Origin of the sequence: Pseudomonas sp. NPDC088429 (assembly GCF_044753305.1) — a bacterium.
Taxonomy (GTDB): Bacteria; Pseudomonadota; Gammaproteobacteria; order Pseudomonadales; family Pseudomonadaceae; genus Aquipseudomonas; species Aquipseudomonas rustica.
The window spans coordinates 1-19,875 of record NZ_JBIVMX010000084.1 but is presented as its reverse complement, the minus strand read 5'-3'; the positions used below and the strand labels follow the sequence as shown (position 1 = coordinate 19,875).

The following is a 19,875-nucleotide window of genomic DNA, read 5'->3' as shown; positions in this document are numbered from 1 at the left end:
CCCATGGCAGCGTCGACTACAACCTCAGCAAAGTGCCGCTGCAGTTCAAATCGCTCAACAACATTCGTGGTCGAAGCTTCCAGCAGAGCCTGATCCTGATCGACGAATGTCAGAACCTCACGCCGCACCAGATGAAAACCATCATCACCCGTGCCGGCGCCGGTTCGAAAGTGGTGTGCCTGGGCAACCTCGCACAGATCGACACCCCTTACCTGTCCGCGACCAGCTCCGGGCTGACCTACCTGACCGAACGCTTCAAGGATTTCCCGAACGGTGTGCACATCACCCTGCAAGGGGTGCCTCGCTCGATCCTGGCTGAATACGCCGAAACCCATCTCTAAAAGCAGCTAACAGCTCCAAGCTATAAGCGGCAAGTTACAAGCGTAGGGAGTGTTTCTCTCATGCCCTTGTAGCTTGCCGCTTAATGCTTGCAACTGCTTAAATGCTGCCATTCCATACCTGCAGACTACTGCGCTTTTCACTTGCCGCTTGTAGCTTGCCGCTCGCAGCTGCCTCAAGGAGGCCCCCGTGCTGACTCATCTCGATTCCCAAGGTCGCGCCAACATGGTCGACGTCACCGAAAAAGCCGTGACGTTCCGTGAAGCGACGGCCCAAGCGCTGGTGCGCATGCTCCCCGAAACGCTGCAGATGATTGTCAGCGGCGGCCATCCCAAGGGTGATGTGTTCGCCGTGGCGCGCATTGCCGGCATTCAGGCGGCGAAGAAAACCAGCGATCTGATTCCCCTGTGCCACCCGCTGATGCTTACCGGCGTCAAAGTCGAACTCAGCGCTGACGGCGCAGACACCGTGCGCATCGTCGCCCGTTGCAAACTGTCCGGGCAGACCGGCGTCGAGATGGAAGCACTGACCGCCGCCAGCGTCGCCGCCCTGACCATCTACGACATGTGCAAAGCCGTCGATCGCGGCATGACCATCGAAAGCGTGCGTCTGCTGGAAAAGGTCGGCGGCAAGAGCGGGCACTTTCAAGCGGAGCAGCCATGAACCTGACCGTGAGGTTTTTTGCCCGTTACCGTGAAGCGCTGGGCGTGGATTCGCTGAAGGTTGAAGGTGATTTCGCCACTGTCGACGACGTGCGTGCATTGCTTGCGCAACGGGATGGCGCTGAAGTACTGAGCGAACAGAACCTGATGTGCGCACGCAACGAAGACCTCTGCCAGCTCAACGAGCCGGTGGTCGATGGCGACGAAGTGGCGTTTTTCCCGACCGTGACCGGAGGCTGAGCCATGGCGATTCGTGTGCAGGCCACGCCGTTCGACCCGGGCGCTGAAGTCAACGCGATGCACGCGGCCAATGTCGGCGTCGGCGCGGTGGTGAGCTTTGTCGGCTACGTGCGCGACTTCAACGATGGACTGGATGTGGCGGGGATGTTCCTCGAACACTATCCGGGCATGACCGAAAAAGCCCTCGGCAAAATCGCCGTCGAAGCCGAGCAGCGCTGGCCGCTGTTGAAACTGGAAGTGTTGCATCGCATCGGCGCGCTCGAGCCGGGTGAACCAATCGTGTTCGTCGGCGCCGCCAGCGCCCATCGCCAGGCCGCATTCGATGCCTGCGCTTTTGTCATGGACTACCTGAAAACCCGTGCACCGTTCTGGAAGAAAGAAAACACCAGCGACGGGCCGCGTTGGGTTGAGGGGCGGGACAGTGATCATGCAGCGGCGGATCGCTGGAACAAGTAAGTCCTCTAGCGCCTTTAAATCCGCTATCGCGAGCAGGCTCACTCCTACAGTTGGAATGCGTTCCCCCTGTAGGAGTGAGCCTGCTCGCGATGACGTCATCTGCAACACCAAAAACCTCTCTCTCTGCCCGATTGACTGGCTATACATATAAGTCCAATATGGATTTATAAGTACAAAAAACATCTCCCTCCGATTCAGCTCTTTCTTGCCAAACCAACAACAACTTCCGCGAGAGAACGAACATGAAGAAACTCCCCCTCATCACCGGTCTGGCCCTCAGCCTGTTGTCCTGCGCCAGCGTGTTCGCCGCCGAGCAAACCCTGCGCATCGGCATCGAAGCCGCTTACCCGCCATTCGCCTCGAAAACCGACAAGGGCGAGATCGTCGGTTTCGACTACGACATCGGCAACGCCCTGTGCGCGCAGATGAAGGTCAAGTGCGTGTGGGTGGAAGGTGAGTTCGACGGTCTGATTCCTTCGCTGAAAGTGAAGAAGATCGACATGGCGCTGTCGTCGATGACCATCAACGAAGACCGCAAGAAGTCAGTGGATTTCACCCACAAGTACTACTTCACTTCGTCGCGTCTGGTGATGAAAGAAGGCGCCACGGTAGACGATCAATACGCCAGCCTCAAAGGCAAGAACGTCGGCGTTCAGCGTGCGACCACCACCGATCGTTACGCCACCGAGGTGTTCGAGCCCAAGGGCATCAACGTCAAGCGCTACAGCAACAACGAAGAGATCTACATGGATCTGGCGGCGGGGCGGCTGGATGCGATTTTCGCTGACACCATTCCGCTGAATGACTTTTTGACGATGCCGCGCGGCAAGGGCTATGCGTTTGTCGGGCCTGAGTTGAAGGATCCGAAGTACGTCGGCGAGGGCGCGGGGATTGCGGTGCGCAAGGGCAATGCGGAACTGGTCAGCCAGTTGAATGGCGCGATTGATGGCATTCGCGCGAGTGGCGAGTATCAGAAGATTTCCGAGAAGTATTTCAAGTCCGACATTTACGGCGACTGATTGAAAAGATCGCAGCCTGCGGCAGCTCCTACAGGGGAATGCGTTCTTCTGTAGGAGCTGCCGCAGGCTGCGATCTCTTGATCTTCAGCCCTTCAGCTCTTTCAAATGCTTGTACACCGTCGCCCGCCCCATGTTCAGCACATTGGCCACATAGTTCGAGGCGCTCTTGCCCTTGAACGCGCCCTCGGCGTGCAGCGCCAGCACCAGTTCGCGTTTGTGATCGCGGGTCAGCACATTCAGGCTCAACTGCCGCTCGCGCAGCCAGGCGTGGAGGAAGGTGTTGATGCGTTCCTGCCAGTCATCGCGAAACAGTGAATCCGGCTGTGGGATCAGTTTGCTCGGCGACAGGAACAGATCCAGCGCCGCCTTGGCATTCTCGAACAGCGAAATATTCAGATTGATGCACAGCACCGCCAGCGGCAGACCGTCGCTGTCGCGCAGGACGCTGCTCAGGCTGCGAATCTTCTGACCGTCCCAGTTGAGCTTTTCGTACGGGCCAATGTTCCTGTCGCTGACATCCTCGCTGAGCATGTCTTCCAGTGACGAGTCGTCGCCGATCTCGCGTTTCGACAGGTTGTTGGCGATGTAGTCGACCTTCTGCGTGCGCAGGTCGTGCAGCACCACTTCGGCGTGGGGAAAAAACAGCGTGGCGATGGCGTCGGCGATGGCGCGGAAGTTATCCAGCGCTGGATCGAATTCGGGGGCGGTCATGACAGTGGAGCTCCAGGCAGCGTCAGCGCCCCCGTGATCAGGGGGCGCTGCGAGTGTGCCGCAATCCGTTGAGCGAGTCATCCTGACGGCCATTCAAGCGAGGCGGGCAGGGGAGAGCATGGCGCTGCTCAGGCCGAAGTTGCGCAAGTGCTCAGGCAAAGGTTCGCCGCGAACCAGCGCCGCGCTGGCCTGGCCCATCGCCGGCGATGTCTGGATGCCGTAACCACCCTGCGCCGCGACCCAAAACAGCCCCGGCACCTGCGGATCGAAACCGCTAAGCAAATCACCGTCGGCGACGAAACTGCGCAGCCCGGCCCAGGTGCGGGTCGGGCGGCGGATGGTCAGCGTGGTGGCTTCTTCGATCTGGTAAATGCCCATGGCAATGTCCAGTTCTTCGGGTTGCACGTCGTGAGGTTCGACCGGATCGGCGTTGGCCGGCGAACCGAGGAACATGCCGGCGTCGGGCTTCATATAGAAGGACTCGTCGAGGCTGACCAGCATCGGCCAGTGATGAATATCGACGCCTTCGGGGCCGGCAAAGATAAATGCAGCGCGGCGTTTCGGTTGCAGGCCCAGCGGCTTGGCGCCTGCCAGTGCGCCGATCTTGTCAGCCCAGGCGCCGGCGGCGTTGATGATCACTGGCGCGCTAAAGGTCTGGCCGTTGGTTTGCACCTGCCAGAGGCCGTCGGCGTCGCGGCTCAGGCCGAGCACTTCGCAGTCGGTGTGCACTTCACCGTGGTTACGACGGATGCCGCGCAGGTAGCCCTGATGCAGGGCATCGGTGTCGATGTCGCTGGCGCTCGGGTCGTAGATCGCGCCGTGGACTTTTTCCCGACGCAGGATCGGCAGGCGCGCGCAGGCTTCGTCGGCAGTGAGCAGTTGCATCTCTGGGACTGTGGCTTTGGCGCTGAGGTATTGATTGTTGAGTTCGGCGTTGTCACCGGTGAAGTCCACGGTCATTTCGCCACGTGGGGTCAGCAGCGGGTGTTCGCAGAAACCGCTGGGTGGATTATCGAAGAATGCGCGGCTGGCTTGGGTCAGGGCGCGGACTTGCGGCGTACCGTAGGCAGCGGTGAACAGTGCGGCGGAGCGTCCGGTGGAGTGATAGGCCGGGTGCGACTCACGTTCGAGCACGATGACTTTAGCCTGCGGCGACAGCCAGAACCCGGTGGAAGCGCCGGCAATCCCGCCGCCGATGATGATGAAATCTGCCTGGCTCATGAAAAACTCCAAAGCTATCGTGGCTCTCTGGGGATCTGCCATTGGCAATTCCCCAATCAGAATGCGATCCCCGTAGGAGCTGCCGAAGGCTGCGATCTTTTGATCTTGTTTTTTTCAGGATCAAGATCAAAAGATCGCAGCCTTCGGCAGCTCCTACAGGGGGATTTTTGGTGTTAGTGGGTTAGGTGATACACCGCATTGGCGAGGGCAATGTCTTCCAGGCCCAAACCGATTGAACGGAAAAATACGTGACGGTCGTAACCCGGACGCTGGACTTTTTCACTGAGCAGGTCAGCGAGGTCACCAACGATCGCATCCTTGCTCCAGCCATGCTGCTCACTGGCAATCAGCATTTCACCCGCCGACCCCGGCGTGGTCAGCCGATAGTCGCAGAAGACCTGCATGTCGTTGAGGCTCTGCGGCGGCACTTCGTGGGCGCGCGGAGCGTTGGTGCTGATCGAGGTGATCAGCGCCGGTTTGCTCAACTCAGCGGGATCAATCACCGGGCCCGCCGATGAGGTGCAAAGCATGATCACGTCAGCTTCGGCGAGGGCGGCCTCACGGCTGTCGGTGATCTTCAGATTGGGCGTGATGGCTTTCAGCAGGGCCTGGGATTGAGTATCAGCGCACAGGCTTGGCGAATACAGACTGATGCTCTGCCAGTCACGCAGCGACTTCACGTAATGCAAATGCGCTTGGGCAACCTTGCCGCTGCCAATGATCGCCAAATGTTTAGCGTCCAGAGGCGCGAGCGCATCAACCGCCACCGCTGTGGTCGCCGCCGTTCGCGCAGTGGTCAGTTCACCGGCATCACAAAGCAGCAATGGCTGACCGGTTTTCATCGACATCAACAGCGTCCACGCTGTCACCAGCGCACCTTGTTCGCGAACGATGTACGGCGAGGTCTTCACGCCGTAAACGCCATCCTCGGCCAGCACGCCCAGATAGTTGATGAAGTCGCCAGCACCCTGCGGGAACTCGACCAGTTGCTGCGCCGGCTGCACGGCTTTGCCGTTGGCAAGATCACGAAACAGCTTGCGCAAGATCTGCGGCACATCGATACGCGCCAGCAACTCACGGGCCTGGGCTTGGTCGATCACGTAGGGCGTACTGGACATTTCAGACTCCGCAGACAAAAAAACTAAACTTGTTTGTCCATTATGGACTTTTGGTTTTGTCGGGCAAGCACCTGCGGCAAAAAATCCAGACGAAAAAAAAGCGCAGTCCGTTACCGGCTGCGCTTTCTTTTTTAGCGTCGCTTACTGCTGCGGACGCTTGCGCTCAACCGCACGCAACAAATGCGTCGGCGGCGTTTCACAGCTGATCTTGCGACCGAGCTTCTCTTCGATGGACGGCAACTGATAGGAGTCGTCCTCACCGGCGAAGCTGATCGACACGCCATCAGCACCGGCACGACCGGTACGGCCGATGCGGTGTACGTAGTCGTCCGGCACTTCCGGCAGAGTGAAGTTGATCACGTGGCTGATGCCGTCGATGTGAATGCCACGACCGGCAACATCGGTAGCGACCAGTACGCGAATCTTGCCTTCGCGGAAACCTTCCAGAGTCTTGATGCGTTTGTGTTGCGGCACGTCGCCGGACAACTGCGCAGCGTTCACACCGTCGCGCACCAGGCGCTCTTCAATGCGACGGACTTCGTCCTTGCGGTTGGCGAAGACCATCACCCGCTCCCAGCCATTATCGTTGACCAGGTTGTAGAGCAGTTTGTACTTGTCGGCACCGGCCACGGCGTAGATGTGTTGCTCGACGTTTTCGTTGGCGACGTTGGTGATTTCGATTTCGACGATCGACGGATCGGTCGTCCACTGCTTGGCGAGGTTCATCACGTCTTCGGTGAATGTCGCGGAGAACAGCAAGGTCTGGCGCTCGGATTTCGGCGGGGTCTGACGAATGATCTGGCGGACTTGCGGGATGAAACCCATGTCGAGCATGCGGTCGGCTTCGTCCAGCACCATCACTTCGACCATGTCCAGGTGCACGTCGCCGCGCTGGTTGAAGTCGAGCAGGCGGCCCGGGGTCGCGACGAGAATGTCGCAGTGGCGCGCTTCGAGGTGCTTGAGCTGCTTGTCGAAGTCCATGCCGCCAACGAAGGTCATCACGTTGAGGCCGGTGTACTTGGTCAGGTCAGCGGCGTCTTTGGCGATTTGCACCACCAGCTCACGGGTCGGCGCGATGATCAGCGCACGGGGTTCGCCCATGTAGCGTTCTTTCGGCGGCGGTGTTTGCAGCAACTGAGTGATGATCGAGATCAGGAACGCGGCGGTTTTGCCGGTACCGGTCTGCGCGCGACCAATGGCGTCTTTGCCGGCGAGGGTGAAACCCAGCACCTGCGCCTGGATCGGCGTGCAATACGGGAAGCCCAGATCCTGAATGGCGTGCATCAGTTCTGGCGCGAGTTTGAAATCGTGAAAACGGGTTTTGCCTTCTTGTGGCTCGACGACGAAATCTTCGAGTTTCCACGGAATGACCGATGCCTTGGGCTTCGGTTCGCGACGCGGTCTGGCCGGTTTCGGCTCTTCACTGCGCGCAGGCTCGGCGGCGATGGGCGCGGCCGGAGCGGGTTGCGGGTCTTGCTTCGGTGCTGCTACGGCAGCGGGGCGGTCGGCCTGGGGCGCATCGTGGCGATGACCGGGGGCGTGCGACGGCGCACTGGGAACTGGCGCGAGCTGCTCAGCCTCGCTTTTACCGAACATTTTCTTGAGTGCTTCGAGCACGGTCATCTCATCAATTGGTTAAGGAATGTACGCCGGCCAGTGTAATGCAAGAAACGGGCGCGGCGTAGTGTGATGATCAACGGGCAGGCAATGCTGTCGCGATTAGCGCAGACGTTCGCTCAACCAGACGCCAATGTCGCGAATTTCTTCGGGTAACACTTCGTGCTCCATTGGGTATTCCTGCCATGTCACGGTGACACCATGCTTCACCAAGTGCTCGTAAGCACTGCGGCCCATCGAGTTCTGCACCACGTTATCGAACTGACCGTGCAGGCACAGCACCGGAATCCGCTGCTGACTGGCCGACAATTCCAGCTCATCACTGAACGTCGGCGCATACGTCGACAACGCCAGCACGCCACCCAACGGCCCCTGCCATTTCAAGAAAGCGGTGTGCAACACCACGGCACCACCCTGGGAAAAACCGGCGAGGAAAATCCGCGAGGCGTCTATTCCGCTGGCGCGCTCGTTTTCGATCAATTCGATGATGCGATCGGCAGACGCTTCCAGCTCATCGCGATCGATCGCCCGCGCCGGGCTCATGGCTTTGATGTCGTACCAGCTCGGCATGGCATATCCGCCATTTATCGTCACTGGACGTGTCGGCGCCTGCGGCAACACAAAACGTGTGCTCAATAGGCTTTCCTGCAACGCTTCGGCCACCGGCAAGAAGTCGTAGCGGTCGGCGCCGAGGCCGTGCAGCCAGATCACGCAGGCGTCTGCGGGCTTCACAGGCTGAAGAATCAAGGGCTCGGTCATGGCTGCTCCAATTGTGTGCGGGCGCTCTCATTGAGTGCGTGATTGAAGGGCGCGCCCGATTGATCTGTTAAGAAGATGTCGCAAGGGTACAAGTTTTGCTATTGACCTGTCGCTAAAGCGCTTCAGCGAACGGTGTGGTACGGGCTTTGCTATGGCTTCAGGCGTGCAACCGATCTCGCGCCTGGCGGTAACACTATCAGTGTACCCCGTGGGCCGGGATTGCAAAAAATCCGGTGATGGATGTTCGCCAAGGGCCGCTACGGGCTTCGCGAACGTGAAAGGGCTACCGCCCGTTCGGCCGATTGGTGAGAAGTGAGTGATCCATTTTGTGGATCTTCTCCTACTAGACTCATAGCGAAGGTCTTACGTCGGTTGACCCAATAAAAAGCCAACAAGGGTCAACACCGCCTCAAAAGGGTGCGACTGGACTCAAGCTCCGACACAACAAGAGCAAAACTGGAGGTTTGAATGAAGATGTTGAAATCCACCCTGGCCATCGTGACTGCAGCAACAGTACTCGGTGTCAGCGGGTTCGCTCAGGCGGGTGCAACCCTGGATGCAGTGCAGAAGAAAGGTTTCGTGCAGTGTGGCGTGAGCGACGGTCTGCCGGGCTTCTCGGTACCGGATGCAACCGGCAAGATCCTCGGGATCGACGCTGACGTCTGCCGCGCTGTGGCCGCTGCCGTATTCGGCGACGCGACCAAGGTCAAGTTCAGTCAGTTGAACGCCAAGGAGCGCTTCACCGCGCTGCAGTCCGGCGAGATCGACATCCTGTCGCGCAACACCACCATGACCAGTTCGCGTGACGCGGGCATGGGCCTGAAATTCCCGGGCTTCATTACCTACTACGACGGCATCGGCTTCCTGGTGAACAACAAACTCGGCGTGAAAAGTGCCAAAGAGCTGGACGGTGCAACCATCTGCATCCAGGCTGGTACCACCACCGAGCTGAACGTTTCCGACTACTTCCGTGGCAACGGTCTGAAATACACCCCGATCACTTTCGACACCTCCGATGAAAGCGCCAAGTCGCTGGAATCCGGTCGTTGCGACGTGCTGACCTCCGACAAGTCCCAGCTGTTCGCCCAGCGCAGCAAGCTGGCAGCGCCGAAGGACTACGTGGTTCTGCCGGAAACCATTTCCAAAGAACCACTGGGCCCGGTCGTACGTAATGGCGACGACGAGTGGCTGGCCATCGTGCGTTGGGTTGGCTACGCGCTGCTCAACACCGAAGAAGCCGGCATCACTTCGAAAAACGTCGAAGCCGAAGCCAAGTCGACCAAAAACCCGGACGTCGCTCGTATGCTCGGTGCTGACGGCGAATACGGCAAAGACCTGAAACTGCCGAAAGACTGGGTAGTACAGATCGTCAAACAAGTCGGTAACTACGGCGAAATCTTCGAGAAAAACCTCGGCAAGAGCACTCCGCTGGAAATCGACCGCGGCTTGAACGCCCTGTGGAACAACGGCGGCATTCAGTACGCACCACCAGTGCGCTAATGGTTCTATCGCCCGGCGGGCCAACCGCCGGGTGATGTTCTTGTTCCATTTTTTGCGGGGCACTTCATGCAAAATTCAATCGGCGCACCTAAGCAGAGGCTCAGCCTCAGCGATCCACGAGTGCGTGCGTGGCTATTCCAGATCATCACGATTGTCGCGGTGGTTTCGCTGGGCTGGTTCCTGTTCGACAACACACAAACCAACCTGCAGCACCGGGGCATCACTTCCGGTTTCAGCTTTCTGGAGCGCAGTGCCGGGTTCGGCATCGCTCAACACCTGATCGACTACACCGAAGCGGACAGTTATGCCCGCGTCTTCGTTATCGGTTTGCTCAACACCTTGTTGGTGACAGTGATCGGCGTGATTCTGGCGACGATTCTCGGCTTCATCATCGGTGTGGCACGGCTGTCGCAGAACTGGATCATCAGCAAACTGGCGACGGTGTACGTGGAAGTTTTCCGCAACATTCCGCCGCTGCTGCAAATCCTGTTCTGGTACTTCGCGGTATTCCTGACCATGCCGGGGCCGCGCAACAGCCACAACTTCGGCGACACCTTCTTCGTCAGCAGCCGCGGCCTGAACATGCCGGCCGCGCTGGCCGCTGATGGTTTCTGGGCGTTCGTGATCAGCGTCGTGGTGGCCATCGTCGGTATCGTGCTGATGTGCCGTTGGGCCAACAAACGCTTTGAAGCGACCGGCGTACCGTTCCACAAGTTCTGGGTAGGCCTGGCGATTCTGCTGGTGATCCCGGCGTTGTGCGCACTGATCTTCGGCGCGCCGCTGCACTGGGAAATGCCCGAGCTCAAAGGCTTCAACTTCGTTGGAGGCTGGGTGCTGATCCCGGAACTGCTTGCCTTGACCCTGGCCCTGACCGTGTACACCGCGGCGTTCATCGCTGAGATCGTGCGTTCGGGGATCAAGTCGGTCAGCCACGGCCAGACCGAAGCGGCGCGTTCGCTCGGCCTGCGCAACGGCCCGACCCTGCGCAAGGTGATCATTCCTCAAGCCCTGCGCGTGATCATTCCGCCGCTGACTAGCCAATACCTCAACCTGGCGAAAAACTCTTCGCTGGCGGCCGGTATCGGTTACCCGGAAATGGTTTCGCTATTCGCCGGCACCGTGCTTAACCAGACCGGTCAGGCGATCGAAGTGATTGCCATCACCATGAGCGTGTACCTGGCGATCAGTATCAGCATTTCTTTGCTGATGAACTGGTACAACAAGCGCATTGCGCTGATCGAGCGGTAAGGAAAAGCGCATGAGTACTCATACTTTCAAACCCGACATGCCCCCACCGAACAGCAGCATTGGCGTGGTGGCGTGGATGCGCGCGAACATGTTCTCCAGCTGGCTCAACACCTTGCTGACCTTGTTTGCGTTCTATCTGATCTACCTCGTCGTGCCACCGATACTCAGTTGGGCAATCATTGATGCCAACTGGGTCGGCACCACCCGCGCCGACTGCACCAAGGACGGCGCCTGCTGGGTGTTCATTCAGCAGCGTTTCGGCCAGTTCATGTACGGCTATTACCCGGCTGAATGGCGCTGGCGCGTCGACCTGACCGTGTGGCTGGCGGTAATCGGCGTGGCGCCACTGTTCATCTCGCGCTTCCCGCGTAAAGCGGTGTACGGGCTGAGCTTCCTGGTGATCTACCCGATTGTTGCCTGGTGCCTGCTGCACGGCGGCGTGTTCGGCCTGCCACAGGTGGCGACCAGCCAATGGGGCGGCCTGATGCTGACCCTGGTGATCGCCACCGTCGGTATCGCCGGCGCCTTGCCGCTGGGGATCGTGCTGGCGCTGGGTCGACGTTCGAACATGCCGGCGATTCGGGTGGTCTGCGTGACCTTCATCGAATTCTGGCGCGGCGTGCCGTTGATCACCGTGCTGTTCATGTCCTCGGTGATGCTGCCGCTGTTTCTGCCTGAAGGCATGAACTTCGACAAGCTGTTGCGGGCGCTGATCGGCGTGATTCTGTTCCAGTCGGCCTACGTCGCTGAAGTGGTGCGCGGTGGTCTGCAAGCGATCCCCAAAGGTCAGTACGAAGCGGCTGCAGCGATGGGCCTCGGCTACTGGCGTTCGATGGGCCTGGTGATCCTGCCGCAAGCCCTGAAGCTGGTGATCCCGGGCATCGTCAACACCTTCATTGCGCTGTTCAAGGACACCAGTCTGGTGATCATCATCGGCCTGTTTGACCTGCTCAACAGCGTCAAGCAAGCCGCTGCCGACCCGAAATGGCTGGGCATGGCCACCGAAGGCTACGTATTCGCCGCCCTGGTGTTCTGGATTTTCTGTTTTGGTATGTCGCGCTATTCCATGCATCTGGAACGCAAGCTCGACACTGGCCACAAGCGTTAGGAGTTCTCTGTAAATGAGCGAAGCAATCAAAAAGCCTGTGAGCCCTGAAGGCATTATTCAGATGCAGGGCGTCAACAAGTGGTACGGCCAGTTCCACGTGCTGAAAGACATCAACCTCAACGTAAAACAGGGCGAGCGTATCGTTTTGTGCGGCCCGTCGGGTTCCGGCAAATCGACGACGATTCGTTGTCTCAATCGTCTGGAAGAACACCAGCAGGGCCGCATCGTCGTCGACGGCGTGGAACTGACTAACGACCTCAAGCAGATCGAAGCGATCCGCCGCGAAGTCGGCATGGTGTTCCAGCACTTCAACCTGTTCCCGCACCTGACCATTTTGCAGAACTGCACCCTGGCGCCGATGTGGGTACGCAAGATGCCCAAGCGCAAGGCCGAGGAAATCGCCATGCATTACCTGGAGCGCGTACGCATTCCGGAGCAGGCGCATAAATTCCCGGGGCAACTGTCCGGTGGTCAGCAACAGCGTGTAGCGATTGCCCGCGCCCTGTGCATGAAGCCGAAAATCATGCTGTTCGATGAACCAACTTCAGCGCTCGATCCGGAGATGGTGAAAGAGGTGCTCGACACCATGATCGGTTTGGCGGAAGACGGCATGACCATGCTTTGCGTGACCCACGAAATGGGCTTCGCGCGGACTGTGGCGAACCGTGTGATCTTCATGGACAAGGGTGAGATCGTTGAACAGGCGGCGCCAAATGACTTCTTCGATAATCCGCAGAATGAGCGGACGAAGTTGTTCTTGAGTCAGATTTTGCATTGATCTGACCTACGTTCTGAAATAAACCCGGACCGCGTTCCGGGTTTATTTTTACCGGGTTTTGTCAGGGCACCGGTGCCGTCTCCTGTTCCGGGAAGCGCGCGGCGAGCAATCGCCGCAATTCACTGCCTTCGTTCATCGCGTGTATTTCGGCGAGCAGGTGAGGGTGCCGGTCTAGCAGACGCATAAGATTGAACAACGGTTGAGGCGGTGAAAGCTCGCCGCGTTCGTAGCGGGAAAAAGCGTTGTGACCTCCGCCGGATAGCAATTTAACTGCTTCTTTTTGGGTGAGATGCAATTTGCGGCGGATGCGTTTCATCTCGGCGCCCATTACGTGGAAGCACTCTTCGAGCAATTTATCGCCGGCGTCAGAATAGCGTTCGGCGCTGTCAGTATCGTTATCAAAAATGATCTCGCCGCAGGCTTTGCATTCCCACCCTGCAATGCCGTGCACCCAACGTGAAACATCCTTGTAGTTGACAGTCAAACTGCGACCTTCGAAATGTTGCATCGCCTCTTGAGTGCCACAGCTCAAGCATTGCCGTGCATTCATAAATTCTTCTCCTTGAAAGAGATCACGGGAGGACCGCCGTTGGGGCAGTAGGTGATTTTGATATACAACTCCAAGTCGTGAAATCCAATGTGGTAAACATCCTGCCAGTGTCTGTGGTTGGTGTAGCAAGTCATGGACTTGTAGAACATCCGGCGATCCAGCGAGCAGATGGCTTGCTGCATACGTTTGAGGTTTAACCCCATGCCCTTGCCCGAGCTCATCGCGCTTCCTGTAAAGGCTTTAGCGCCCAGTCTGATGACTTCTTGCTTCACTACCACCAAGTCGTAATGGGGTGTGTTCTTTTCCATAAGAAACCAAAACCCTGTCCCTGAAATTACCCTTAAAGGGTAATTTTGACCAATCGAAAATGCCGCTCCATGTGTCGCCTTTTGACCCTAGGTGGTTGCCGTCCTACATGGGTCTGACTAACATGTCGGAAAATTCATCCTATGATTGGATGAAAGGGCGAATCCTATGTCAGACATTTCTCCACTCATTAAACGATCCTTGGTCGATCAGGCCCTGGATCAACTCCGCCAGCGCATTAACAGCGGTGCCTGGCAGGTCGGCGAGCGCTTGCCGACCGAACCCGAGCTCTGCGCTGAGTTAGGCATTAGCCGCAATACCGTGCGCGAAGCCATGCGTGTGTTGGCGTTTTCCGGGTTGATCGAGATTCGTCAGGGCGACGGCAGTTATTTGCGCGCGCTGGTTGATCCGCTCGACACGCTGAAAGCGTTGTCGCGTTGCTCGCTGGAACAGGCGCGGGAAACCCGGCACATCCTTGAAGTCGAGGCGATCGGTCTGGCGGCGTTGCGTCGCACCGATGAAGACCTCGCCGCATTGCGCGAAGCCCTCGGCACCAGCGGCAGTCACTACCACGGCGACCTCGATACCTACATCGCCTGCGATCTGGTGTTCCACCGCCGACTGGTCGACGCCGCGCACAACCCGACCCTCAGCGAGCTGTATCGCTATTTCTCCAGCATCGTCGGCGCGCAATTGCGCCAGACCCTGAACATCGTCCCGCGCCGTCAGGAAGTGTTCGACCTGCACATCGAGTTGCTCGATGCCGTCGAACAACGCGACCCGGAACGGGCCAAAGCCTTGTCGAGGCAGTTGATCAATGAACCCTGAAACCGAGAAATCCATGTCCCGCAGTGAGCTATCCACAACCCCGAAACGCACGGCAGAGCTTGAAGAGCTGCTGATCGACGCCGAGGCCGATGACGAGCAGGTGCAACAAAGCCACCCGCTGGCGCGCCGCCCGTGGCTGTTGCTGCTGGGGCTGATTCTGGTGGCGTTGAACTTGCGCCCGGCGCTGTCGAGCATGGCGCCGCTGCTCAGCGACGTTTCCAAGAGCCTCGGCTTGTCGGCGGCGCAGGCCGGTTTGCTGACCACACTGCCGGTGCTGTGCCTCGGCTTGTTCGCGCCGCTGGCACCGATTCTGGCGCGACGTTTTGGCGCCGAACGCGTGGTGCTGGGGATTCTGCTGACACTGGCCTGCGGCATCATTTTGCGTAGCAGCTTTGGTGAAATCGGCCTGTTTGCGGGCAGCGTATTGGGCGGCGCAAGCATCGGCATTGTCGGCGTATTGCTGCCGGGTATCGTCAAACGCGACTTCGCCAAACACGCCGGCACCATGACCGGCGTCTACACCATGGCGCTGTGCCTCGGTGCGGCAATGGCGGCGGGCACCAGTGTGCCGTTGAGCGAGCATTTTGGCGGAGACTGGACAATTGGCCTGGGCTTCTGGGTCATCCCGGCGCTGGTGGCGGCGTTGTTCTGGCTGCCACAGGTCGGGCAGAAACACGGTGCACACAACGTCGCCTATCGCGTGCGCGGTTTGCTGCGTGATCCGCTGGCGTGGCAAGTGACGTTGTACATGGGCCTGCAATCGTCGCTGGCGTACATCGTGTTTGGCTGGTTGCCGTCGATCCTGATTGGTCGCGGGCTGACCCCGACGCAAGCGGGGCTGGTGTTGTCCGGCTCGGTGATCATCCAACTCGCCAGTTCGCTGGCCGCGCCTTGGCTGGCCACTCGCGGCAAGGATCAGCGACTGGCAATTGTGGTGGTGATGGCGTTGACCCTGGGTGGCCTGTTCGGTTGCCTGTATGCGCCGATCGAAGGCCTGTGGGGCTGGGCGATTCTACTGGGCCTGGGGCAGGGCGGTACGTTCAGTCTGGCGTTGACGTTGATCGTCTTGCGTTCGCGGGATTCGCACGTCGCGGCGAACCTGTCGAGCATGTCCCAAGGCTTCGGCTACACGCTGGCGTCGATGGGGCCGTTTGCGGTCGGTGTGGTGCATGACTGGACGGGCGGCTGGAATGCGGTGGGCTGGATCTTCGGCATCATCGGCACCGGCGCGATCATCGCCGGCCTCGGCGCCGGGCGAGCACTGTACGTGCAAGTGCAAAGCGAAAGAATCTGACGCGTAACCCTTTTTTGGGGGCCGTGATATCCAATGTGGGAGCGAGCTTGCTCGCGAAGACGGTGGTTCAGGCACAGATCATGTTGAATGTGCCGGCCTCTTCGCGAGCAAGCTCGCTCCCACAGTTTTTGGGGCGCCTTTAAGATCTTGCATGGTATTCGGTGTGCGAATGCCGATAGTGTTTCTTCGTATTGCGGATTATCGTGCTGGCAATCTGTACCTATTTTGGAGATTGCCCATGAGCGAAGCCCACAGCGCGTTGATCACCCGCTTCTACGAAGCCTTCAAACGTCTGGACGCCGAGGCTATGGCCGCGTGCTACACCGATGACGTGGTGTTCAGCGATCCGGCCTTCGGCGAACTGCGCGGGCGCGATGCCGGCGACATGTGGCGCATGCTCACCACCCGCGCCAAAGACTTCTCCCTGACCTTCGACAACGTCCGCGCCGATGAGCGCAGCGGCGGCGCGCACTGGGTTGCGACCTACCTGTTCAGCCAGACCGGCAACGTTGTGATCAACGATATCCAGGCCCGTTTCGTCTTCCGTGACGGCAAGATCTGCGAGCACCACGACCATTTCGATCTGTGGCGCTGGTCGCGTCAGGCTCTGGGTTTTAAAGGTCTGCTGCTGGGCTGGACGCCTCTGGTACGCAACGCCGTGCGTGCGCAGGCGTTGAAGGGACTGAAGGCATTTCAGGCCGGTCGCTGATAAGATCGCGGCCTGTTTCCTACACGTCTTGATCCCGAATTGACCAGCCTTAGCGAAAAATCTGTCGATGTGGCCGAACCGGTGAGCAAGTCCTGGTTCGTCTACCTCGTTCGCGCGGCCAACGGTTCGCTGTACTGCGGCATCAGCGATGACCCGGTGCGCCGTTTCGCCAAGCACCAAAGCGGCAAAGGCGCGCGGTTCTTCCTTTCCAGCCCGGCGATGGCGTTGGTGTACACCGAATTGTGTCGCGACAAAAGCGATGCTTTGCGTCAGGAACGGCTGATCAAAAAACTGCGCAAGAGCGCCAAGGAATGCCTGGTCGCGTCTTATCAATCTGACTGATCGGTTCCCATCAGCCAGATCTGTAGGCTGCTAAGCAAATGCACGCTAAGCTGCCGACTCACTTTCTGAGCGGCGGAGCCGAGCATGTCCGAGTTGATTCTGCATCATTACCCGACCTCTCCATTTGCCGAGAAGGCCCGCCTGCTGCTGGGTTTCAAAGGCTTGTCGTGGCGCTCGGTGCACATTTCGCCAGTGATGCCCAAGCCGGATCTGACCGCACTGACTGGCGGCTATCGCAAAACCCCGGTGCTGCAAATCGGCGCCGACATCTACTGCGACACTTCACTGATCGCCCGTCGCCTGGAGCAGGAAAAAGCCCTGCCGAGCTTCTTCCCTGAAGGCCAGGAAATGACCACCGCGAGTTTCGCCACCTGGGTTGATTCGGTGGTGTTTCAACATGCGGTGAGCCTGGTGTTCCAGCCTGAGTCGGTTGCCGTGCGTTTCGGCAAGCTGCCGCCGGAAGCGATCAAAGCGTTTATGGCTGACCGCGCCGGTTTGTTCAGTGGCGGCAGCGCTACACGTTTGTCCGCTGAGCAGGCCAAGCATCAATGGCCGACGATCATGCTGCGTCTGGAGCAACAACTGCAGCGCGAGCAGGGCGACTTCCTGTTCGGCGAGCCGTCGATTGCCGACTTCGCACTGGCGCATTCGCTGTGGTTCCTCAAAGCGACTCACGTCACCGCGCCGTTGGTGGATGAGTATCCGGCTGTTTCCGCGTGGTTGGGTCGAGTGCTGGGCTTTGGTCATGGCGCGGCGAGTGCGATGACTTCTGAGGAAGCGCTGGAAGTTGCACGCAGTGCGACGCCAGCGGATCTGCCAAGCGAGCAGTTCATCGACCCGAATGGTTTCAAGGCAGGCCAGCAAGTGGCGATCTCGGCGACGGATTATGGTGTTGATCCGGTGGTCGGTGAGTTGCTGTTTGCAGGTAGCGAAGAGCTGATCATTCGTCGCGAAGACGAGCGTAGCGGCGTGGTGCACGTGCACTTCCCACGCTTCGGTTTCCGCATCGAAGCCCGCTAAATCTGTAGGAGCAAAGCTTGCTCGCGAAGAACGATGACGCGGTGTCTCTGACAAACCGGGTTATCGTTCTTCGCGGGCAAGCCTTGCTCCTACAGCGTTTTATTTCAGGGCGGCGAGGATTTCGTCCGGGTCAAACCCGCGAATCAAGGTGCCGTTGACATCAATCAACGGAATCCCGCGTCCACCCAATGCCTCATACGCCTTGCGCGCATCGGCATCCTTCTCGATGTCGAACTCCTTGAACGGAATCCCCTTGCTGTCGAGAAAACGCTTGGTCTGCTTGCAGTAACCGCACCAGTCGGTGGCGTAAAGCACGACGTTGGCTTGCGCCCGCGTCTGCTCGGCAACCATCTGCGACGGATTGAACACCCGCTCGATCTTGCCCCAGTTCTGATACACCACGACCACCAGCAGAACCAGCGCGACCTTCTTCAACACATTGGCGAGCATCAGTTGCGCCGCTTCAGCTGATCGGTCAGCGACGTCGGCAAACCTTTGATCACCAAGGTGCCAGCTTCTTCGTCGTACTCGATCTTCGAGCCCAGCAGGTGCGCTTCAAAGCTGATCGACAGGCCTTCGGCGCGGCCGGTGAAGCGGCGGAATTGATTCAAAGTGCGTTTGTCCGCGGGAATCTCTGGCGACAGGCCGTAGTCCTTATTGCGGATGTGATCGAAGAAGGCTTTCGGGCGCTCTTCGTCGATCAGCTCGGAGAGTTCTTCCAGGCCCATCGGCTCGCCGAGTTTGGCCTGGCTGCTGGCGTAATCGACCAAGGTTTTGGTCTTCTCGCGCGCGGACTCTTCTGGCAGGTCTTCGCTCTCGACGAAATCGCTGAAGGCTTTGAGCAGCGTGCGCGTCTCGCCCGGGCCGTCGACGCCTTCCTGGCAGCCGATAAAGTCGCGGAAGTATTCCGAGACCTTTTTGCCATTCTTGCCCTTGATGAACGAGATGTACTGCTTCGATTGTTTGTTGTTCTGCCACTCGGAGACGTTGATCCGCGCTGCGAGGTGCAGTTGGCCGAGGTCGAGGTGGCGCGACGGGGTCACGTCCAGCTCGTCGGTCACCGCCACGCCTTCACTGTGGTGCAGCAGGGCGATTGCCAGGTAATCGGTCATGCCTTGCTGATAATGCGCGAACAGCACGTGGCCGCCGACCGACAGGTTCGACTCTTCCATCAGCTTCTGCAGGTGCTCGACCGCGACTTTGCTGAATGCGGTGAAGTCCTTGCCGCCCTCCATGTATTCCTTCAGCCAGCCACTGAACGGGAACGCGCCGGATTCCGGGTGAAACAGGCCCCAGGCTTTGCCCTGTTTGGCGTTATAGCTTTCGTTGAGGTCGGCGAGCATGTTCTCGATGGCCGCGGACTCGGCCAGTTCCGTGTCACGGGCGTGCAGAACTGCGGGCGTGCCGTCGGGTTTTTTGTCGATCAGGTGGACGATGCAATGACGGATCGGCATGGGCTTCTCGGCTGTTGGAAGGGAGGAGGGCAGGCTCCCCCGAAAAAGCGCTAAGTGTACCCGATTCTCGGCACGGGCCTGTTGTAGGAGCTGCCGCAGGCTGCGATCTTTTGATCTGGCATTTTAAAAAAACAGGATCAAAAGATCGCAGCCTGCGGCAGCTCCTACATACGCGGGAAACCGCGTCGGCGGCAGCGTAAACGTGGGGTTGTAGGGCAAAACCGGGGCGTGCGACCGGGCTTATGCAGTTTTTTCGCGGTTTAGAGCAATAAAGCTGACCAAATGGGTAGCTAGAGGCGGATATTTCCTTGTCTCTGTGCTAGTTTTGCCCGGTCTTACGCGAAGTCACTGCGTTAAGCGTGCAATCAGCATTTGTCAGGTCGAACCAAACCCTGATTTCGGTATCTATAACCCGACTCGTCGTGGTTATCGCCGAGGGTGCCAGATCCAGAAGATCGGGCTCGATGGCTGACACTGCACTCTGCAATCCATATGAATTTGATAGGGAAGGAACACTACATGGCTCTTACTAAAGACCAACTGATCGCCGACATAGCATAAGCAATATAAGCGCCGAAAACAACCACGCGAAACGC

The 19,875-nt window shown here is 58.8% G+C and carries 23 protein-coding genes; 14 read left to right on the top strand and 9 right to left on the bottom strand.

Going from position 1 to position 19,875, the window contains the following annotated elements:
• The 5 genes from ACIP66_RS26040 to ACIP66_RS26020 form a co-directional block, all read left to right on the top strand.
• Positions 1–341, top strand: a 341-nt coding sequence (locus ACIP66_RS26040) for a PhoH family protein (RefSeq protein WP_400651936.1), incomplete at its 5' end; no start/stop codon positions are given.
• Positions 342–528: 187 nt separating this feature from the next.
• Complete coding sequence (moaC, locus tag ACIP66_RS26035) at positions 529–1,002, top strand: cyclic pyranopterin monophosphate synthase MoaC (RefSeq protein ID WP_212544017.1); 474 nt, start codon at positions 529–531, stop codon at positions 1,000–1,002.
• Positions 999–1,241: a molybdopterin converting factor subunit 1 gene (gene moaD, locus ACIP66_RS26030; protein WP_400651933.1), complete on the top strand. Its 243-nt coding sequence runs from the start codon at positions 999–1,001 to the stop codon at positions 1,239–1,241. Before moaC ends, moaD begins: the two co-directional genes overlap by 4 nt.
• Before the next feature lie 3 nt (positions 1,242–1,244).
• Complete coding sequence (moaE, locus tag ACIP66_RS26025) at positions 1,245–1,697, top strand: molybdopterin synthase catalytic subunit MoaE (protein ID WP_073473663.1); 453 nt, start codon at positions 1,245–1,247, stop codon at positions 1,695–1,697.
• A 242-nt stretch (positions 1,698–1,939) separates the two neighbouring features.
• On the top strand, positions 1,940–2,716 hold the full coding sequence (locus tag ACIP66_RS26020; protein WP_212544015.1) for an ABC transporter substrate-binding protein: 777 nt from the start codon (positions 1,940–1,942) through the stop codon (positions 2,714–2,716).
• Between the two features lie 84 nt (positions 2,717–2,800).
• On the opposite strand, the gene ACIP66_RS26015 is transcribed toward ACIP66_RS26020, so the two are convergent.
• The 5 genes from ACIP66_RS26015 to ACIP66_RS25995 all read right to left on the bottom strand — a co-directional run bounded on the left by ACIP66_RS26015 (position 2,801) and on the right by ACIP66_RS25995 (position 8,142).
• Positions 2,801–3,427, bottom strand: a complete 627-nt coding sequence (locus ACIP66_RS26015; protein ID WP_400651931.1) for a transcriptional regulator — start codon at positions 3,425–3,427, stop codon at positions 2,801–2,803.
• Between the two features lie 93 nt (positions 3,428–3,520).
• Positions 3,521–4,648, bottom strand: coding sequence for an NAD(P)/FAD-dependent oxidoreductase (locus ACIP66_RS26010; protein ID WP_400651929.1), 1,128 nt, complete (start codon positions 4,646–4,648; stop codon positions 3,521–3,523).
• A gap of 173 nt (positions 4,649–4,821) precedes the next feature.
• Positions 4,822–5,766: an ornithine cyclodeaminase family protein gene (locus tag ACIP66_RS26005; protein WP_400651926.1), complete on the bottom strand. Its 945-nt coding sequence runs from the start codon at positions 5,764–5,766 to the stop codon at positions 4,822–4,824.
• 141 nt (positions 5,767–5,907) lie between these two features.
• Entirely contained in the window at positions 5,908–7,389 is a 1,482-nt protein-coding gene (gene rhlB, locus ACIP66_RS26000; protein WP_159815597.1) for an ATP-dependent RNA helicase RhlB, read from the bottom strand.
• A 96-nt stretch (positions 7,390–7,485) separates the two neighbouring features.
• Positions 7,486–8,142 (bottom strand): alpha/beta hydrolase, encoded by a 657-nt coding sequence (locus ACIP66_RS25995; protein ID WP_053117331.1) that lies wholly within the window; start codon positions 8,140–8,142, stop codon positions 7,486–7,488.
• 468 nt (positions 8,143–8,610) lie between these two features.
• On the opposite strand from ACIP66_RS25995, the gene ACIP66_RS25990 reads away from it, so the two are divergent.
• The 4 genes from ACIP66_RS25990 to ACIP66_RS25975 all read left to right on the top strand — a co-directional run bounded on the left by ACIP66_RS25990 (position 8,611) and on the right by ACIP66_RS25975 (position 12,776).
• A complete protein-coding gene (locus tag ACIP66_RS25990; protein WP_053117336.1) occupies positions 8,611–9,642 on the top strand; it encodes an amino acid ABC transporter substrate-binding protein in 1,032 nt (343 codons plus the stop codon).
• A gap of 66 nt (positions 9,643–9,708) precedes the next feature.
• Positions 9,709–10,890: an amino acid ABC transporter permease gene (locus ACIP66_RS25985; protein WP_400651922.1), complete on the top strand. Its 1,182-nt coding sequence runs from the start codon at positions 9,709–9,711 to the stop codon at positions 10,888–10,890.
• A 10-nt stretch (positions 10,891–10,900) separates the two neighbouring features.
• Positions 10,901–11,998 carry an amino acid ABC transporter permease gene (locus ACIP66_RS25980; RefSeq protein ID WP_008080192.1) on the top strand — a complete coding sequence of 366 codons (1,098 nt, stop codon included), beginning with the start codon at positions 10,901–10,903 and terminating at the stop codon, positions 11,996–11,998.
• 13 nt (positions 11,999–12,011) lie between these two features.
• Positions 12,012–12,776, top strand: a complete 765-nt coding sequence (locus ACIP66_RS25975) for an amino acid ABC transporter ATP-binding protein (RefSeq protein WP_150603734.1) — start codon at positions 12,012–12,014, stop codon at positions 12,774–12,776.
• Positions 12,777–12,837: 61 nt separating this feature from the next.
• Here ACIP66_RS25975 and ACIP66_RS25970 read toward each other — a convergent pair whose 3' ends face one another.
• Both ACIP66_RS25970 and ACIP66_RS25965 read right to left on the bottom strand, forming a co-directional pair.
• Positions 12,838–13,326 carry a type II toxin-antitoxin system MqsA family antitoxin gene (locus ACIP66_RS25970; protein WP_400651919.1) on the bottom strand — a complete coding sequence of 163 codons (489 nt, stop codon included), beginning with the start codon at positions 13,324–13,326 and terminating at the stop codon, positions 12,838–12,840.
• Entirely contained in the window at positions 13,323–13,634 is a 312-nt protein-coding gene (locus tag ACIP66_RS25965; RefSeq protein WP_159815599.1) for a type II toxin-antitoxin system MqsR family toxin, read from the bottom strand. The genes ACIP66_RS25970 and ACIP66_RS25965 overlap by 4 nt, the downstream gene beginning before the upstream one ends.
• A 166-nt stretch (positions 13,635–13,800) precedes the next feature.
• On the opposite strand from ACIP66_RS25965, the gene ACIP66_RS25960 reads away from it, so the two are divergent.
• The 5 genes from ACIP66_RS25960 to ACIP66_RS25940 all read left to right on the top strand — a co-directional run bounded on the left by ACIP66_RS25960 (position 13,801) and on the right by ACIP66_RS25940 (position 17,825).
• The gene (locus ACIP66_RS25960) at positions 13,801–14,460 is read left to right on the top strand and encodes a FadR/GntR family transcriptional regulator (protein ID WP_053117351.1); all 660 of its coding nucleotides are present in this window, start codon (positions 13,801–13,803) and stop codon (positions 14,458–14,460) included.
• Positions 14,450–15,754, top strand: coding sequence for a CynX/NimT family MFS transporter (locus tag ACIP66_RS25955; RefSeq protein ID WP_400651916.1), 1,305 nt, complete (start codon positions 14,450–14,452; stop codon positions 15,752–15,754). The genes ACIP66_RS25960 and ACIP66_RS25955 overlap by 11 nt, the downstream gene beginning before the upstream one ends.
• Positions 15,755–15,992: 238 nt before the next feature.
• The gene (locus ACIP66_RS25950; protein WP_053117357.1) at positions 15,993–16,463 is read left to right on the top strand and encodes a nuclear transport factor 2 family protein; all 471 of its coding nucleotides are present in this window, start codon (positions 15,993–15,995) and stop codon (positions 16,461–16,463) included.
• A 39-nt stretch (positions 16,464–16,502) separates the two neighbouring features.
• Positions 16,503–16,805, top strand: a complete 303-nt coding sequence (locus ACIP66_RS25945; protein WP_008083651.1) for a GIY-YIG nuclease family protein — start codon at positions 16,503–16,505, stop codon at positions 16,803–16,805.
• Positions 16,806–16,889: 84 nt separating this feature from the next.
• Positions 16,890–17,825 carry a glutathione S-transferase family protein gene (locus tag ACIP66_RS25940; RefSeq protein ID WP_400651913.1) on the top strand — a complete coding sequence of 312 codons (936 nt, stop codon included), beginning with the start codon at positions 16,890–16,892 and terminating at the stop codon, positions 17,823–17,825.
• Positions 17,826–17,924: 99 nt separating this feature from the next.
• Here the strand turns inward: ACIP66_RS25940 and ACIP66_RS25935 are convergent, their stop codons facing one another.
• Together ACIP66_RS25935 and yejK are read right to left on the bottom strand one after the other, a co-directional pair.
• Positions 17,925–18,275: a glutaredoxin family protein gene (locus ACIP66_RS25935; protein ID WP_282359160.1), complete on the bottom strand. Its 351-nt coding sequence runs from the start codon at positions 18,273–18,275 to the stop codon at positions 17,925–17,927.
• Positions 18,275–19,279, bottom strand: coding sequence for a nucleoid-associated protein YejK (gene yejK / locus ACIP66_RS25930; protein WP_053117368.1), 1,005 nt, complete (start codon positions 19,277–19,279; stop codon positions 18,275–18,277). The genes ACIP66_RS25935 and yejK overlap by 1 nt, the downstream gene beginning before the upstream one ends.
• Positions 19,280–19,875: the final 596 nt, after the last annotated feature.